General features: G+C 56.1%; 14 protein-coding genes. 11 read left to right on the plus strand and 3 right to left on the minus strand.

Features of this window, described 5'->3' with window-relative positions; translation table 11 throughout:
• Nucleotide 1: 1 nt before the first annotated feature.
• Genes BLR09_RS00920 through BLR09_RS00930 form a run of 3 tightly spaced genes read right to left on the minus strand, consistent with a single transcriptional unit; the run spans nt 2 to nt 2,016 of the window.
• Nucleotides 2-493, minus strand: a complete 492-nt coding sequence (locus BLR09_RS00920; protein ID WP_093196588.1) for a copper resistance protein NlpE N-terminal domain-containing protein — start codon at nt 491-493, stop codon at nt 2-4.
• Nucleotides 490-939, minus strand: a complete 450-nt coding sequence (locus tag BLR09_RS00925; protein WP_093196589.1) for a hypothetical protein — start codon at nt 937-939, stop codon at nt 490-492. The genes BLR09_RS00920 and BLR09_RS00925 overlap by 4 nt, the downstream gene beginning before the upstream one ends.
• 12 nt (nt 940-951) lie before the next feature.
• Nucleotides 952-2,016: a sensor histidine kinase gene (locus BLR09_RS00930; protein WP_218126559.1), complete on the minus strand. Its 1,065-nt coding sequence runs from the start codon at nt 2,014-2,016 to the stop codon at nt 952-954.
• Nucleotides 2,017-2,224: 208 nt separating this feature from the next.
• Between BLR09_RS00930 and BLR09_RS00935 the strand changes: the two genes are divergently transcribed.
• The 11 genes from BLR09_RS00935 (at nt 2,225) to BLR09_RS00985 (ending at nt 17,544) form a co-directional block, all read left to right on the plus strand.
• Nucleotides 2,225-2,851 (plus strand): dioxygenase family protein, encoded by a 627-nt coding sequence (locus BLR09_RS00935; RefSeq protein ID WP_093196590.1) that lies wholly within the window; start codon nt 2,225-2,227, stop codon nt 2,849-2,851.
• Between the two features lie 5 nt (nt 2,852-2,856).
• A complete protein-coding gene (locus tag BLR09_RS00940; RefSeq protein WP_093196591.1) occupies nt 2,857-3,174 on the plus strand; it encodes a hypothetical protein in 318 nt (105 codons plus the stop codon).
• Entirely contained in the window at nt 3,171-5,132 is a 1,962-nt protein-coding gene (locus BLR09_RS00945; RefSeq protein ID WP_093196592.1) for a TonB-dependent receptor domain-containing protein, read from the plus strand. The genes BLR09_RS00940 and BLR09_RS00945 overlap by 4 nt, the downstream gene beginning before the upstream one ends.
• A 210-nt stretch (nt 5,133-5,342) precedes the next feature.
• Nucleotides 5,343-5,963, plus strand: a complete 621-nt coding sequence (locus BLR09_RS00950; RefSeq protein WP_093196593.1) for a sigma-70 family RNA polymerase sigma factor — start codon at nt 5,343-5,345, stop codon at nt 5,961-5,963.
• 37 nt (nt 5,964-6,000) lie between these two features.
• Nucleotides 6,001-6,990 (plus strand): FecR family protein, encoded by a 990-nt coding sequence (locus tag BLR09_RS00955; protein ID WP_093196594.1) that lies wholly within the window; start codon nt 6,001-6,003, stop codon nt 6,988-6,990.
• Nucleotides 6,991-6,992: 2 nt separating this feature from the next.
• Nucleotides 6,993-10,670 carry a SusC/RagA family TonB-linked outer membrane protein gene (locus BLR09_RS00960; RefSeq protein ID WP_218126560.1) on the plus strand — a complete coding sequence of 1,226 codons (3,678 nt, stop codon included), beginning with the start codon at nt 6,993-6,995 and terminating at the stop codon, nt 10,668-10,670.
• Nucleotides 10,671-10,694: 24 nt separating this feature from the next.
• A complete protein-coding gene (locus BLR09_RS00965; RefSeq protein ID WP_093196595.1) occupies nt 10,695-12,380 on the plus strand; it encodes a SusD/RagB family nutrient-binding outer membrane lipoprotein in 1,686 nt (561 codons plus the stop codon).
• Between the two features lie 52 nt (nt 12,381-12,432).
• On the plus strand, nt 12,433-12,966 hold the full coding sequence (locus tag BLR09_RS00970; protein ID WP_218126561.1) for a redoxin domain-containing protein: 534 nt from the start codon (nt 12,433-12,435) through the stop codon (nt 12,964-12,966).
• Nucleotides 12,963-14,252 (plus strand): c-type cytochrome, encoded by a 1,290-nt coding sequence (locus BLR09_RS00975; RefSeq protein ID WP_093196597.1) that lies wholly within the window; start codon nt 12,963-12,965, stop codon nt 14,250-14,252. Before BLR09_RS00970 ends, BLR09_RS00975 begins: the two co-directional genes overlap by 4 nt.
• A 9-nt stretch (nt 14,253-14,261) precedes the next feature.
• Nucleotides 14,262-16,715, plus strand: a complete 2,454-nt coding sequence (locus tag BLR09_RS00980; protein ID WP_093196598.1) for a carboxylesterase family protein — start codon at nt 14,262-14,264, stop codon at nt 16,713-16,715.
• 184 nt (nt 16,716-16,899) lie between these two features.
• On the plus strand, nt 16,900-17,544 hold the full coding sequence (locus BLR09_RS00985) for a LuxR C-terminal-related transcriptional regulator (protein WP_093196599.1): 645 nt from the start codon (nt 16,900-16,902) through the stop codon (nt 17,542-17,544).
• The last annotated feature ends 490 nt before the right edge of the window (nt 17,545-18,034 follow it).

Consider the following 18,034-nt stretch of genomic DNA (forward strand, 5'->3'; position numbering starts at 1 on the left):
ATTAGTTTACAACGCGGTTCAGGGTGAAACTCAGGTAGTCGTCGCCAATCCGGAAGCGGTGCTTCTGGTCAAGTACAAACAGGACATTTTCGTCGCCGCGGCAGAGGTAAACCGACACGTCGGGCTGGTCCGCATCCAGCTGAAAAACAATGGCGTGCGGGTTTTCCGGAACACCGTGGACGACTGCCCAGGTACCTTCTCTCCTCCGGTCCTTGTTAAGCGAACCGAGCAGCAGGTACCGCGTCGGGCGACGGGTTTTCGGATCCTGAAAGAGCGTCAGGCGCCATTTTACTTTTTCGCATTCCGGTCCGACGGCTACTTTCCAGTCGGCGGCGATCTCGCGGCAGGGAAACCGTCCTTCGTATACGCCCAGTACGCCGGGGCCTTCTTCGACCGGCGTGCGGGCCGTTGTCTTTGACGGTCGGCTGACCGTCTGCGCCGTCGCCGAAAAGGTCACGGCCACTATTCCCAGCAGAAAAAAGAGTGTTTTCATGGCTTCTGCCGGTTAAAGGTATAGCTCCAGGCGCCGTTGCCGATCATCAGTTTTCCCTCGGAATCGAGCAGGTGTAACAGGCCGTCGCCGATACGGGCGAACGGAATCTGTTTGTCCCCGACAGCCAGGGAAATAACCGTTCGTTGCCCGGGCCGGACAGAAAAAGATCCGTTCCGGCTGACCGTCGTCCCGCCGTTCCGGAAGCCCCTCGTTCCCGGGACAGTCATGCCATATGTGTACCGCATTTCATACTGACGCGTGTCCGGGTGAAGGGTAATTTTCCAGGTCATAAACTCGCTCTCATCGTTTTCGGGAATGGTGAAATAAGCGCGGACCGGGCTGTCACACGGGGTACTTGCCACATAGATTTCCGCCGGTTTTAAGGGCGCGGCGGGCAGGGGGCGCATAGCCTCCGGCAAAAGCAGTAGGAAAAACAGGAAATTCATGGCTTTTCGGATTCAGGGCCAGGAGATGGCCAGTGTTGCGCGGTATTCTGTCGAGGTCTCTTTGGTTTCGAGGGAATAACGTCCCGGATAAAGCAGGTCAAGCCGGCGGCGCAGGTTTACCAGGCCGATGCCACCTTTTCCGGACCGGGAACCACCCGGAGGCAGGCTGTTTGAAACCGAAAAACGCAGCGTATCCCGGTCTACCTGCAGCGCGCCGTGCAGCCAGCTGGATTCTTCCTGACGGCTGACGCCGTGCTTGACAGCGTTTTCGACCAATGGCAACAGGAGCAGAGGCGCAATTTCACGCCCGCCGGGTTCGCCGTTGGTCGCCAGTGAAATATCCGAATGATCGCCGAAACGAAGCTTTTCCAGGTCGAGGTAACAATGAAGATACCCGATCTCCTTTTCCAGCGGAACGAAGGCTTCGTCGCTGTCATAGAGCATATACTCCATCATTTCAGATAGCCGGAGGACGACGTCCGGGGCGAGGTCCGATTTCCGCAGCGTCAGCGCATACAGGTTATTGAGCACATTGAAGAGAAAATGCGGATTGACCTGAGACCGCAGGAAATTGACTTCCGCCTGCAGCTTTTCAACGACAATCTGCTGAAACACACGCTGTTGTTCGTACCAGTCGATCGCAAGTTTCAGCGCCACCATCAGTCCTAGGTACCAGAGAGTGCTGAAGAAATTATAGGAGAGCGTTTCGACCCAGTCGCTGTTTCGTTGCGGCCCGATCACAAATCCATAGAGATAATAATCGTAGAAACCCTGGATGATCAGGTACCCGAGGATTGACGCCAGCACCGCCCCGAAATAGGCCCCGTACCGTCTCCGCAGCAGAAAACGGGGCAGGAAATAGTGCAGATTCAGGTAGGCAATCACAATCAGCAGCCCGATCCGCCCGATCACGCAGATCACGAAATACGGCATACTCGCCTTGTAGATCAGGTACCGTTTTTCATAGGTAAAAAAGCCGGTGATCAGGATCCAGTACGCGGCATGGACGAGGGCGTGTTTGACGGTGATCGTCCGGCCGGAGAACGGCATTTTCAGGGTACGGTCGAGGAAGTCCATAGCGCGGAAAGGAAAAGGGAATCTGTTGCAGAAATCCGATGTAAATGAATGAAAAAGACCGAGATACAAAAAATCGCGTCGACCAACGACACAAAAAGTAGAGGAACAGAAACGGCTTTTCCCGCGGTCGATTTTCCGGAACGTTGGTCGACTCCTTTTCTCCCGACGCCGGTTCGTACCCTTCCTTTGCCTCAAAACCGATACACCCATGAAAAAACTACTGCTGCTTTTGTTTTGTGCTCCGGCAATGGTCTGGGGGCAGCGCGCTGTCGGCGGCCCTTGTGAAGGCTGCGAAGCCATCCATGAAAGTCAGGTGCCGTTCGACCGGTTGCAGGCTTTTACCCGTCTGCCGGGCGTGACCGACTCTTCGCCAAACCGCCTCGGTATCAACGGCGTTGTGTTTCAGGCAGACGGGAAAACCCCTGCGCCGAACGTCATCCTTTATATTTATCATACCGATCCGGAAACAGGCATTTACCCCCGGAAGGGCGACGAAAAAGGCTGGGCGCGCCGCCACGGATACATCCGCGGTTGGATGAAAACAAACCACAAGGGAGAATATAAATTTGTAACCCGTCGGCCGGCGCCCTACCCCGACCGGACGGAGCCGGCCCATATTCACATCGTTGTTCTGGAACCGGGTCTGAAGGAGTACTATATCGATGAGTACCTTTTCGATGATGATCCGTTGCTGACGGATGCGGTTCGGAAACGGCAGCTAAACCGCGGCGGCAGCGGTATTCTGCACCTCAACGATGTCGGAGAGGGGATGTTCAAGGCTGAGCGGAATATTTACCTGGGCCGGAATATTCCCGGCTACCCGTCCTCCCGCTGAATGCCATGTGCCGGTATCTCCTTTTGTGCTTCCTGACGCTGGAGGCCGCCGCGCAGACCGGCCGGATTTCCGGTACTCTGCAGGATTCGCTGACCGGGAGCCCGCTCCGGCTCGCAACGGTTTCCCTGCATACGAGTACCGGCCGAACCGACGGTACCTTTGCCGATAGCCTCGGCTGTTTGTATTCGAAACGATACCGGCAGGGCCGTTTACCTTATCGGTTGCCGGGTATCGTCCGGAAATTAGGGGTATACTCGAGGGGGCGGACTGGTCGGCCGGAGTCGTACGCCTGTCGCCGGTTGCACAGACACTGGCAGTTGTGACTGTCCGCGGACAGCGACCGGCCATTGAGCAGCGGTCCGACGGCTTTGTCTTTCATCCCGGATCGTTGCCGGGAATAGCCGGAAGCGATGCCGCGGATATCCTGCGGAAGATACCGATGCTGTCGGTCGACGCCGACGGGAATCCTTCTCTCGCCGGCGGACGAAGCCTGCGGGTATGGATCGATGGAAAACCATCCGAAACCTATGCCGCCACTGTAGCCGACGCATTGCGGGCGATAGGCGGCGAAAATATCCTGCGGGTAGAAGTCATCACGGCGCCATCGGCCCGCTACGATGCGGAAGGTACAGACGCCGTTATTCATATCATCACCAAACGACCCGTACAATCGTCGGGGATTGTCCGGGCGATGCCGGGCAACCGCAGCGTTGCCGCCGGAGGCGAATGGACGCAGCGTCTTGGCAAGTGGGTGATTACCTCCGACCTGTTTTACCAGCGTTACCGAAACCGGAACGGGTTTGTACTCACGCGGGAAGCCAAAGCCACGATTCGCCAGGTACAGGAAACGTGGCAGACCGGTCAGTATGCCTCGGGCGGGACGACGGTACTCTTCAGCCCCGATACCAACCGGACGTTTCAGGTGGGTTACCGCCTGCGCCGGTCTCCGAACGAAACGGACGCCATATCAGCAAGTTACGGAGTGGATGCGACGCTGCCCGATTTTACCCGTTCCATCCATACCCCAAACGGCAACAAGGGTGATTCATGGACGGCAAGCTACAACTATCATTCGGCACGGCGGGAATGGTCGGATCTCGGTACGCGGTTCCGGTTTGACGGCACCGGAGGCTATTCGTTGCGCCAGCAAAAGCCCGGGAATCCGGATACGGAAGAAACGCTTCATACCGAAACCCGCAACCGGGACTGGCTTCTTCAAACCGACTATGCCGAACGGATATCGCGCCGGTTTCGCCTGGAAACGGGACTCAAGGCCATACACCGGCAAACCGAATCAGACAACCGTTACCTGCTTCCAATTCCTTCCACAACGGGATTTGCGTACCGGAGTACCGTTTTGGCCGCGTATGCGTCGGGATTGTGGTCGCTGGGAAAATGGCAGGCCGTGACAGGCTTCCGCCTGGAGCGGACGGTGTGGTCGGCGACGTTCGACGGAAAGGCGCTGACACTGAAACCTTTTCAGAATGGTATTCCTTCCGTTTCTTTTTCGCGGGATATTGGAAAAGGCGGGCAACTGAAAGCCGCCTGGACCGTGAAACTGCAGCGACCCTATTTCGCCTACCTCAATCCGATGGTGGTGAGCAGCGATTCCCTGACGCGTCAGGCCGGGAATCCTTCTCTCCGTCCGGAGCGGACGCAGGCTTTCCAGTTGTCCTGGTCCCGGACCCGGAACAGCCTGTTTACGGATTTCTCCGTATTCGTTCAAAATAACCGGAACAGCATCGAGCAGGTACGCCGCTTGCTGGCCGGTGGGCTGGTGGAAAGTACCTGGCAAAATGTTGGTTTAAACCGCCGGCTTGGCGTTACGCTGGCGTCGACCTGGAAGCCGGTGCACGCATTGAGCCTCGGCCTTACGCTAACGCTGCAGCGGGTAAGTCTTCAGACGCCGGATGTCCGGAACACAGGATGGATGCAGACGGCCGTTCTCAACGGCAGTTATACCTTTGGGAAAGGATACAGTGCGGATTTATATGGTTTTTTTGACGGAAACAGTATCCGTTTGCAGGGGTATCGCACCGGCTGGAAATATTACAGCCTGACGTTGACGAAAAAGTGGAAAGAAGGCCGGTATGCAGTCAGCCTGCGGGCAGACGCATTTCTGACGCCATATACGTACATGGAGGAGAAAACGCGGGCGGCCGGCTTTCGCCAGACTGTTTCCACCCGGTACCAGAATCAAAACCTTCGCTTGACTTTTTCCTGCCGCCTCGGAAAAAAGGAAATACAGACGCCCCGGATACGGGAAGGAGCGGTGGACTGATTTTTAAAAAAGAGACCTTTTTTCTGCGATTTCCCGAAGATTCTACGGAATCCGGTCGACTGAACGATCGGATTTTCTGCATTTTTTTTCTTACTAATAATTTTTTGTTAAATTTTTTTAAAGTCCGATAGGGGTGTTTGCAACGCTGGTTCGTCCTCAGGCGTCATTGGATGGTTACGTCGTATTTCGTTCATTAGTCCACCACACAAAATGTCATTACCTCTGCCTAACTCGTCGTCTTCCGGCCTGCAATTGCAGGTCGACGGAGAAGTATTGATCCAAAAGGCTTTCGCGCGGAGTACGGAAGAGGGGATGACGTTGCTGTTTCAGCGTTATTATCAGTCGCTGTGCAGCCATGCGGTGCGCTTTGTCAGTTCGCAGGCGGTGGCGGAAGACATCGTCTCCGATCTGTTTTACGAGTTTCAGGTCAAGGAGCTGCATACCTCCATTACGGTGTCCTACCGGGCCTTTTTCTATACGTCTATCCGCAACCGCTGCTACGACTACGTCCGGCGGGAGCTGCACCGCAGTACGTCCCTCGAAGCCGAAGGCGGGCTGCCGGTACAGCCGGATCTCCATCCCGACACCATTACCCAGTTTGAAGAACTTTACCAGGACGTCGAGAAGGCTATCCATGGCCTTCCGCTGCGGCGCCGGCAGATTTATCTCATGCACCGTTTCGAAGGAAAGTCTTACCGGGAAATTGCCGGCGAGCTGATGATTTCTCCGAAAACGGTGGAGATACAGATGTCCAAAGCGATCCAGCAGGTCAAGGAAGTTCTTCGCGACAAGTGGCTCCTCCTTGTAATGGCAGCCGCGTACTGGCTCTGATCCAACCCTTTTCATACACACTTATTACAGATTACGCATGTCAACGCCCTTAGCCGTCACGCAGGAATTGTTGTTCCGGTATTTCGCCGGAAATGCAACCACCTTTGAAAAGCAGCAGATCGATACCTGGATGCGGGAGGAAGCGAACCGGGAGTCGTTTTATGCCTGCCTTGATGTATACGAGCACCGCCATCACCAGTTTCAGGCGGATGCCGGTGAAGCCCTTGAGCGTCACCGCGAACGTATCCGGAACAACGGAGTAGTCCCGGCGCCGGTATTCCGGCGGCGATTTCCCTGGAAACTGACGTCGGTCGCCGCGGCAGTCGCGCTGGTCGCGACAGGTTTTCTTTTCCGGGAAAAGCTCCTCTTCCGGAAGTATACGACCGGTTTTGGGGAAACCCGGCGACTGACGCTGAGCGACGGCAGCCGTGTCATCCTCAACGCCAACTCTGAACTGAAGGAGCCGCGGTTTGCGCTTGGAGATACGGCCCGGCGCGTGTACCTCTCCGGCGAAGCCGATTTCTCGGTTGTGCACACGCCGGACGACCGGCGTCTGGTAGTCAAGACAGTAGACGGCATGGAGGTTGTCGTACTCGGCACCGAGTTTACCGTCTACGATCGTCACCATTCTTCCCGCGTGGTGCTGCGTCAGGGAAAAGTGGAACTGCGGTACCGGGAAGGTACGTCGTTCCGGAAGGTAATTCTCCGGCCGGGCGAACTGGTGCGCGTCAAGCCGAAACAGGAACTGGTCCGGGTGGAACGGACCCCTGCCCCGGAAAAGTACCGGGCCTGGTCGGAAGACCGCTTCGTCTTTGAAGAGACATCCCTCCGTGAAATCGTGGGACTGTTTGAAGACAATTACGGCGTCACGCTTGAAATCCGTGATCCCGAACTGGCCGACTGGACCATCTCCGGCTCCTTTACCGCCCACAACGGGCAGGAGTTGCTGGAGCTGCTCGTGGAAGCCTCCTCGCTGAAATTCACTCAAACCGGTAATCATATCCTCATCACTAAACCAACCAAATAACCATGACCCACCCTCTACCCAGGCTGTTCGCGCTGATGGGACTTGTTTCGGTGACCTCGCCGGGCAATGCCCAACTGATCGCACAGGTGTCTACCCAGCCCGTTCAGGAGCGGAAATCGCCCCGGATCGAGCTGAAACACGCGCTCAGAGAGCTGAAGGAATACTACAAGGTAGACCTGCTCTATTTCGATCGCATCGTGCAGGGCTATACGGTTTCCCGGCAGGCCATCCACTGGGAGGCCGGGCTGGAGCAGAACCTTGAGCAACTGCTGCATCCCCTCGGTCTTACCTTCAAAAAGACCCGCAACAAAGGCTATGTCATCACGCAGACCCTTCCCGTAAAGGAGTCAAAGGCCGGCGGAAACGCGTTTGACGGCTCCGGCATTCCGGAAGCGATGACCGACGTGACCGGTCTGGAATCGATCCAGGCGATCACGGTACGCGGTCGTGTGACCGACAGCCTTCGCCGCGAAGGTGTTCCCGGCGTCAGCGTCGTGATCAAAGGCACGAGCCGTGGCGTGACGACGGCAAGCGACGGACGGTATTCCCTTTCCGTCGACGGACCGGATGCGGTACTCGTCTTTACGTCAGTCGGTTATCAGAAAAAAGAAATCGCCGTAGGCGGCCGCAGCGTCATTGACGTAGTGCTGGTGGAAGACCAGAAGGCGCTGAGCGAAGTGGTTGTAACGGGTTTCGGCGACCGTTCAAAGCGCAACGTCGGGTATGCTACGACGGTAGTCGACGGAGACGCGATCCGCCGTCAGGGCGCCATCAACCCGATTTCCGCCCTGCAGGGGATGGTACCGGGCTTGCAGGTACAGCCGGGTATCGGCGGTCCGCAGGCAACGCCCCGCTTCCTCATCCGGGGCAGCGCGTCGCTTGATCCGTACCGCAACCAGCCGCTGATTGTCATCGACGGTATTGTGATGGAGCAGGATGTCGTGCTGCCGAACCGCGGCGGCGACCAGGATTTCGGTAACGTCCTGAAAGACATCAACCCGGATGATATTGAGTCGGTTAACGTCCTCAAAGGCGGCGCAGTAACCGCACTTTATGGCAGCCGGGCCAACAACGGGGTAATCCTCATCAAGACCAAGCGCGGATTCTCGCAAAAAGGTCTCGGTGTGACGGTGTCGCAATCCCTCATCTGGGATAAGCCGTACCGCACGGTGGACTTCCAGAACCGGTTTGGATCGGGTAATTACACAGGCGACTTTATCACCGGCCCCAATAACGAGCTGCAAATCAACCCGAACACGTACGGCTATAACTTCGGTCCGGAAATGACGGGTCAGGAAGTACGCGACGTGACGGGTAAGCTGATGAAGAACAACCCCCGTCCGGACGATATCCTGCGTATTTTTCAGACCGGTCTGACCTCCAATACGAACGTGGGCATTTCGGGAGGAAACGAGACCGGGACCTTCCGCCTTTCCTACTCCCGCCTTGGCGCGCAGGGTGTTGTTCCGCGCAATAATTTCGACCGGAACAGCTTCAACTTCCGCGGTACGCAGCGCCTCCTGGGCAAAGTACTGGTAGACGCCAACATCACGTATGTCCGGAGCAATACGGCCAACCCGGCTAACCAGGGCTCTTCCGGTATTTTCCGCAGCCTGGCATACGGCGGCGTCCGGAACTACGACCTGGATTTCTGGCGGAGCAACTACATTGCGCAAGCCGGAGGGATCAACCAGGACGATCCGAGCGGGCTCACTTCTGTCTGGTATGCCATTTACCAGAACAACAATACCCAGATTGACAACAACCTCCGGGGTAGTGTGGACCTGCGCGCTCCGCTCGGCGGCGGCTTTGAGTTCCAGGGAACGGCCAGTGTGAACTATGTCGGTTCCAACAACGAAAAGAAAACACGCGGGACCGAAATCAACTTTGCCAATCCCGGATATGAGTCGTTCGTACGGAACACTACGGTCAGCCGTTTCCGTGGAAGCATGAACTACAACAAGACGTTCGGTGAATTTGATGCCTTGCTGCAAGTGGGGGGTGAATTGAACGCTTCGACCTCGAAAGGCGTGCGCTACTGGACCAACGGCGGTATCCTTCCTGACATCTATCGTCTGAAGAACTCCAGAAACCCCGTAGGTGCCGAAGAAGACAAGCCGAATCAGACCCGAAGCAACTCGGTGTTCTACCAGGCCAGCCTTGCATTCCGCGATTACCTGACGATGAACGTCTACGGCCGGAACGACTGGAATTCGACGCTCGTCTATAACGATGGACACGGCAATTACTCATACTTCTATCCCGGCGTAGACCTGGCATGGGTATTCACCGACGCATTCAAGCACGCCCTCCCGTCTGCATTTACATTTGGGAAATTGCGTGCGTCCTACGTGATTTCAGGGAATGGTACGTCTGCCTACAACGCGAATACCGGCGCCTACGGAGCAAACTCTCCCTACATCAACGTCAACGGAACGACCGTTATCAACTACGCCTACCAGTCCAACACCCTGCCCAACCAGGCGCTGGTGCCGGAACGTACGAAGAAATTTGAAACGGGTATCGAACTCAAGATGTTCAACAACCGCTTCGGTATCGACGCGACGTTTTACACGCAGGATACGAAAAACCAGATCATTAACTTCGGCGTGCCTTCTTCGTCCGGCGTAGGTTCTGCGTTGATCAATGCAGGCGTAGTCCGGAACCGCGGGATCGAGCTGTTGATCTATGGTACGCCGGTCAAGACGCGTAACTTCTCCTGGGATACCTACTTCAACTACACCCGGAACCGGAATACGGTTGTATCGCTGCCCTTCGGCCTTCAGTACATCGGTATCGGCGGCGGCGACGGCTTCCAGGCCATCGCAAAAGCAGGCGGCGACTATGGAACGATCATCGCTCCATACGGTTATGCGCACTACCAGGCCCGCGCAGGCGATGGGACGCCGATCGACAGCCCGCTGAACGGCAAGCGTGTGATCCGTCCGTCGAGCGCTTCCACGTCGCTTTGGGTACGGGCCGGTAACTACGTAAACGGCGTCGACAAGGCCCCGGCACTGGGCTCCATCATTCCGGATTTCCTCGGCAACTGGCGAAACAGCTTCAACTACAAGAGCTTCCAGCTCAACGTAATCCTCGATGCGAAATTCGGCGGCAAGATCTACTCCACGACGTCAGACCTCGGTCAGTGGCTGGGTAACCTGAAGAGTACCCTGCCGGGCCGGACGACGGAACTGGGCGGTATCGCCTATAAAAATGCCAACGGCGCTGACCGGACGGACGGTATCATCTTCGACGGTGTTTACCAGCAGGGATCAACCGTGACGGGTATCGATGGCAAGAGCTACGATGTGTCGGGTATGACGCACCGGGAAGCGTATGAGAAAGGTATTGTCCGCCCGACGAGCGCCTTCAGCTACTACGCCAACGGTCACAGCTGGGCCAACGGGATCCGTGAGGACGCCATCTTCACGTCTTCCTGGGTATCTCTCCAGCAGGTCAACCTGAGCTATGATCTGCCGCAGAAGATGGTCAGCCGACTGAAACTGAACGGTTTGCGGGTAGCGGTAATGGCCAACAACCTGCTCTATCTCTATAACAGCGCCAAGGACAACGTCAACCCCAACAACCTGAACGACTCCGGTTCCGGAGCCATGGTGGAAAGTTCCGGTATGCCTTACATCCGGAGCATGGGCTTCTCGATCAACGGAAGCTTCTAATCACCCTTCAGATCCGACACTATTATGAAAAGAGCACTCTTATTGATCTCCCTGGTTGCCCTCGGTCTGACATCATGCGACCGGCAGAAATTTGCCGAGCTGAATACCGATCCGGACGCAATCCTCAATATTCCGCCTCAGTACGAGCTGACGACAGGCTTGCTTAACATCCATCAGAACAGCTTCGAGTACTACTACGACTACAACCGGGCCATTTACTACTGGGCGCAGTCATTCGTGACCCTGACCGGAAACAGCGCGAACGTTTACGAAGGGAGCGGTAACCTCAACCAGCGGTACGGCAACTTTTACTCTCAGGTAGGAAACCGTCTGGTCGACGTACAGCAGATCATCGACAAACTGCCCGAAGCTGAAAAGGCGAAGTATGTGTACCTGAAGGCCATTACCGGTATTCCGCTGGCATACTACGCCTGGTATACGTCGGATGTCAACGGCAGCATTCCGTATACCGAAGCCTTCAAGGCCCGCTATACGACGCCCGCCCTGCTGACGCCGAAGTACGACACGCAGGAAGCCCTGTATCAGACGCTTGACGATCAGCTCAAAGCAATTATCACCGTGCTGAAGACGCCGCAAACGGTGGAACAGGTATCGCTGAAAGACAATGACATCTATTTTGACGGAGACCCGGCGAAATGGATCAAGACGGCGAATGCCCTGCGTCTGAAAATTGCTTTCCGACTGATGAAACGGAATCCGGACAAACTGAAATCCCTCGCGACGGAAATACTGGCCGATGAAGCCAGCCTCATGAGCTCGACGGCGGACGACTGGAAGTTCATTGCCGGTACGCCGTTTTCGTCCGGAGGGAACTACAACCCGACCAGCAATAGCTCGGTTTCCGGTTCGAAAAACCTGATTGACTTCATGTGGACGACGGCAGATCCGCGTCTCCGGGTGTTCTTCCAGCCGTCGCCGTTTACCAAGGAACGATTCGACGCCGCGAAGGCGCAGGGAAAAATTCCGGCTTCTTTCGCCTGGGACGGACAGCTGTACCGGGGTCAGTATGCCGACCCTGATGCTTCTCTGGACGCCTCGAAAAACACATACTTCCAGGCGATCGAGTACACCGTCGGAACCGAGAAGCGGAGCGACCGCCTGCCTTCGTCCGTTCAAAGCCGCCTGTTTTACGGCGCTTTCAACAGTGGAACCGGCCAGACGACGTTCCCGCTGATTACCTATGCCGACCTCTGCTTCATGCGGGCGGAGCTCGCGGCCCGGAATATCCTCGGAACCGATGCGCAAGGCTGGTACTACAAGGGCATCGAAGCCTCTCTGCAGAACTACGACGACATGGCCCGGTACTCCAAACTGGATGATTACAAGGCGCTTACCGCTGCGGAAGTCACCGCCTACAAAGCCAGCCCCGGCGTTGTATGGGATGCCGCCAATGGCCTCGAGCAGATCCTGGTCCAGCAGTACCTGAACTACTTCAAGAACCAGAATGAAGCCTGGGCCGTGATCAAGCGGACGGGTTTCCCCTCCGTTTCCGGCAAAATCCTGAAACTGGAAACGGTTCACCAGGGTGGTACGGAGCAGAAAATGCCGCGGCGTTTTGCGATTGCTATTCCGACCGTTACAGACCTGAACTACAAGAACGCAACGGACGCGATTGCCGACCAGCAAAAGGACCCCAGTTTCGGTGGTCCGAGCGATATTACCGGCCGCGTTTGGTGGGATAAACCCTGATTTTCGGGCAACAGCATCCGGTTTCGGCCGGATGCTGTTTATCTTCCTGACCATGGCCCGTCTGATTGTCTTTCTGCTGCTCTCCCTGCCTGCCTTCGCGCAGGTGAACGAGATCCCGCTCCGGGACCTGAACGGCACCCGAACGACCCTGTCGGCTTTCTCCGGAAAGCTGGTGGCGGTCGTTTTTTTATCACCCGAATGCCCGCTCTGCCAGAATTATACCCGTACGCTCAATGCCCTTGAAGGAGCTGAGGTCGTCGGAATAGTCCCGGGGAGGGCATACGACCGGGAAGAACTGCTTCGCTTTCGGGACAAATACCGGGTCCGGTTTCCGCTGCTGACCGATGCCCCGAATGCCCTGGCGGCCCATTTCAAGGCGACAACGACGCCGGAAGTATGGCTGCTCGACGAAAACCGGACGGTCCTCTATCACGGCGCGATCGACAACTGGGCGATTGCCCTCGGAAAGACCCGGAACACGGTGACGGCGCATTATCTTTCCGACGCGATCCGCGCGTACCGGGAGGGCAGGCCCGTTTCCGTACCTGAAACCCGTCCCGTCGGTTGTTTTATCAATGATTTATGAAGATTCTCCCGCTTTTCCTGTTGCTGCCTTTTTGGGCAGGCGCGCAGACGTTTGACGACGTCGCGCCGATTTTCCGGAAGAAATGCGCGGTATGCCACCGCCCCGGCGACGCCGCGCCGTTTTCGCTCCGGACGTATGAGGAAGTAACACGTCGCGCTACGTTTATCAAAAAAGTCGTTTCCGAAGACTACATGCCGCCCTGGCGGGCGGATAATCATTACCGTTCCTTTGCGAACGACCGCTCCCTTTCCCCGGACGAAAAACAGTTGATTCTCAGCTGGATTGAAAAAAAAACACCACCGGGTAAGAAAACCCTGCCCGACGACGGCCTGCTCGCACAGACCGCCTACCACCGCGCACCGGACCTGACCCTTCGGATCGACTCGGCTTTTTCCCTCGCAGCGGATAACAAGGAACGCTTCATTGTATTCCGCATTCCATTCGAATCGGGACAGGAGCAAGCTGTGGAAGCCATCGAATTTCATACGAATAACAAGAAGATCGTCCACCACGTCAACTATGGTTTTTATGCGGTGGACGATGATACCGATATCCGGTCGGGGCCGTCTGTCGTCAACACCACCGACGACCTGCATGCCGCCGAACAGCTTCGTGCGCTTCAGCCGCTGAAGCAAAAAATGACATATTACACCGGCTGGATTCCCGGCGCGTCGGTGGAAACCTACCCGGCCGGCTTCGGCTGGACGCTGCCGAAACGTGGCGTCATGCTCGTAACGGCGCATTTTTCGGCCATCGCGGCGCCGGAGGAGTCTATCGTCGGCGTAAACCTGTTTTTCCGCAAAAGCCCGATCCAGCGTCAGGTACGGGTGATCAGCCTGGGTTCCGGCGGAATCGGGGAGAAGGACATTACGCCGCCGCTGATGCTGCTTCCCGGCGACAAATCCATCCACCGCCTGCGTGTGCAAACCCAGGAAGACCAGTCCCTTCTCTACCTGTGGCCGCATATGCACCTGCTCGGAAAGGAATTTACAGCGTATGCGGTAGCTCCTTCGGGCGATACCATTCGCCTTGTCCACATCCCGAAATGGGATTTCCGCTGGCAGGAGCTGTACCGCCTGCCTTCTCTCGTGAAGATTCCGCGCGGATCGGTCGTACACCTGGAATGTGCGTACGACAACTCCGTCGATAATCCCAATAACCCCAATAACCCTCCCCAGGCTGTTTTTTCGTTCGGAGACATGGATTCGAAGAATGAAATGATGACCCTGCTGATGATTTATACGGCCTATCGGCCGGAAGATGAAACCCTCCGGCTGGAACCCTAACCCTTTCTCATGCGTGTTTTTAGCACATTAGCTGCTCTTGCCCTCGGCTGTACCTGGTCGTGGGGGCAAACGGTTCACTATTTCGACAAAGGCCAGATCGCCACGATCCCGCAGCGCTATGGTCGCGAGGCCATCTATTCGGACCTGCTGGCCCACACCCTCTACACCGGCCAATCGCTTCGGGATACGAGTTTTCACTGGCAGCCGGTAGAGGCCGACAGTCTGCACCGCCTTCGCCGGCGGAATTTCCGCGGAGGCGGCGCGCCCGCCGGACCCGGTGTGACCGCAGGCGCGATGCGCGGCGGCATCGGCGGATCGGGCGGGTACATTTACCTGACCTATGATTCGCCGAAAGCGCAGACCGCCCTGCTGAATGTCAAAGGCAATTCCCAGGTTTTCGTCAACGGCGAGCTGCGCGGCGGCGATCCGTACAGCATGGGCTTCCTGCACCTGCCGGTGGCGCTGAAGAAAGGCCTGAATGAGTTTTATGTCCGGGGAATGGCAGCTGTGGCAAGCCTGGAATTTCCCGGAAAGCCCGTTGTGCTGAAAACCGATGATCCGACGCTGCCGTCGGTCGTGCTTGGCGAAGCGAACAACGGGCTATGGGGCGCATTGCTGGTGACCAACCTGTCTCCCAAAACTGCCAAAGGCCTGAAAATCATAGCTATTGTCGGCGGGAAAGAGGTAGTATCTTCTCTGCCGGACATCCCGGCAGTCAGCCTGCGGAAAGTACCCTTCCGGTTCGATGGCAGCGGCCTGACCGCAAAGGGTGCGGCAGAAGCTACTGTACGGCTGATCGACGAAAAAGGCAAGCCTGTGTCGGAAGGCAAAATCTCCCTCCATGTCGCCGATCCTGCGGAATCCTACAGCCGGACATTTTTCAGTGAAATCGACGGCAGTCTCCAATACTACGCCGTCACGCCCGGCAAGGTACAAAACGGACAATCGGCGTTGTTTTTATCCGTTCATGGAGCGGGCGTTGAGGCCATCGGTCAGGCGCGCGCATACCAGCCGAAGGAATGGGGAACGCTCGTCGCGCCGACCAACCGCCGCCCGCGCGGTTTCAACTGGGAAGACTGGGGGCGTCTCGATGCACTGGAAGTACTCAGCCTGGCCAAAGCCCGTTTTCCGCACGATCCGAAGAAGGTATACCTCACCGGCCACTCGATGGGCGGCCACGGTACCTGGTTTCTCGGCGTCACCTATCCCGATCTCTGGGCGGCGATTGCCCCGTGTGCCGGGTATCCGACGCTGAAAGACTACGGCTCCGCCGACGGAATCATTCCGGCTGCCAGCACCGATCCGATGGAGCAGATGCTGCTGCGGTCGGGCAACCAGAGCGATGTGCCGAAGCTGGCGAGCAATTACAAACCCCTCGGCGTTTACATTCATCACGGAGATGCCGATCGTACGGTACCCGTGACCTACGCCCGCCAGATGCGCGGTATTCTGGGCGGGTTTCACCCGGACTTCAATTACTACGAGTACCCCGGCGGTTCACACTGGTTTGGTAATGAGAGCGTTGACTGGAAACCGCTGTTTGATTACTTCCGCTGGCATGCGCGGCCGGATTCGGTTCGGTCGATCGATTTCATGACTGCCAACCCGGGAATAGCGGCTTCTTACCGCTGGGCCTCTATCGAGCAACAGGCTATCCCGCTGGAGTACAGCCGGATACAACTGTCGGCCTCCCGCTCCACTATCAGCGGCCAGACCGAAAACGTAGCCCGTCTGAAGCTGAAACTGGGCGAATTTGCTCCGGGAATGACGATCACGGTTTCCCTCGACAAGAGCAAGCCGGTTACCTATACCGTTCGTTCGGCGTCCGATAGTCTCGTGTTGGCGCTGGCCGGCGGGCAGTGGCAGCCGGCCGCTGATGCCGGTGTATTCGCCAAAAATCCCCGCCGGAACGGCACGTTCAAGGAAGCGTTTCATCACCGCATGGTCTACGTGTATGGTACGGCCGGAACGCCGGCCGAAAATGCCTGGGCTTTCGCGAAAGCACGGTACGATGCCGAGACCTGGTACTACCGCGGCAACGGAGCGATCGATATCATCGCCGATACCGAGTTTACGCCGGCGGCCTATGCTGGTCGCGGCGTAGTGCTGATTGGCAATGCGCAAACCAACCGGGCCTGGAAAAGCCTGCTGGCCGATTGCCCGATCCAGGTGGAACGAAACAAGGTACGGGTGGGTGAAAAGGAATGGAGCGGGGACGACCTCGGCGCGTATTTTCTGTGGCCGTCGAAGAGCGACGCAATTACGTCTGTCGCCGTAATCACCGGAACCGGATTGAAAGGCATGCAGGCGACGAATGCCAACCAGTACTTTGCAGGTGCGAGCGGCTTTCCGGATTTCATGGTTTTCGGACTGGAAATGCTCCGCAACGGAAGCAAAGGTGTAAAGCTGGCCGGGTTTTATGACAACGACTGGAAACCTGCTCATGTCGTGGTAAATCCCTGAATACCCTATAGCTAAAAAAGCCACTCCGGAATGCTCCGGGGTGGCTTTTTTAGTTGTGCACTAGTACTAAGCGGTTTAAGGAAATGATAAACGGTTAAATGGTGCGAAACAATTAGTGTTTTTCGTTGTTTATACTCAGGAACAGTAAATGCGTTAAATTAGCACCGCATTGAACGCTTTTAATATGAATGCTTCACCTGGTATCCCTGAAGGAAAACTAATTGTTCTCGACGATCATCAGCTGTTTGCCCATGGGCTTCGCCTGTTGATTTCCCGCCGGTTTCCCCGGTGCGATGTTGCTGTTTTTACAACAATAGAAGCGGCAAAAGAAGAGCTAAGTCGCTCGCGTGTAGAGTTTTTACTGGTAGATCCCGGTGTACATCGCCAGGAAATGGCTGCATTTGTCGCCGATTGCCTCAACGATTACCCCGCCTGCCGCGTGGTGGTACTGACGCTGCTGACGGATTTGAATGTTGTGAAAAAGTATCTCGAGATGGGAGTAGTCGGATATCTCTCCAAAACCATCGATGAGAATGAGCTGAGTATTGCCCTGCTGCAAATGCTTCAGGGAAATCGCTATGTCAGCTCGGATATCAACAGCCGCTTGATCAATACTGTCATTGGTCGTGAAGCTACGCTGCTGTCTGACAGGGAGATAGAGGTGCTTTCGCTGATGGTAGCCGGGAAGCCCGCTCAGAAAATCGCCGAGATGCTGTTCATCAGTCCCCATACAGTAGTAGCCCACCGTCGCAAGATTATGACGAAGCTGCAGAAGAAAACAACGGCTGAATTGATCCAGTACGCCGTGTCAAATAACCTTATTAACTGAAAAATTGCCGGACGTAAAATAGGTAGTATTGTTCAGTTGAAAAATGTATTTTATGCTTAACTGAATAGTCTTGAATGCTACCTGCTGATCCGGAATGGAGTAACGGAAAAATACTGAGTACGGGAGTTGCCGTCTTCAGTTTATTCTACGATTTTTGTAAAAGAAAAAGGAAGATTTTGCCGCAGTATCCTTCCGTCGCTTTTTCTTTTGTTTACCCGCCCGAATACACCGGTTTCATCCGGTATCCCGCCAATCAGTACCGCCATCAACAATTTACCTGAGGCTTGTTTTCCGGACTGACCAACCGTCCGGGAGAAAGTTGTTTTGCGTCTTTATTCTGCTTTCCGGAAGGTGGAATAAAGTCTCACGCCTCGCTAATACCGGCTGCTTGATGCGGCCTGATGGTTCCGTTTTATCTGTCGGATGCACGTGTTATTCCCTGCATTGAATTGCCCGGAATGGAAAGTTATTGTGTCCGGATTACACCTTT

This window comes from Siphonobacter aquaeclarae, assembly GCF_900103285.1.
Taxonomy (GTDB): Bacteria; Bacteroidota; Bacteroidia; order Cytophagales; family Spirosomataceae; genus Siphonobacter; species Siphonobacter aquaeclarae.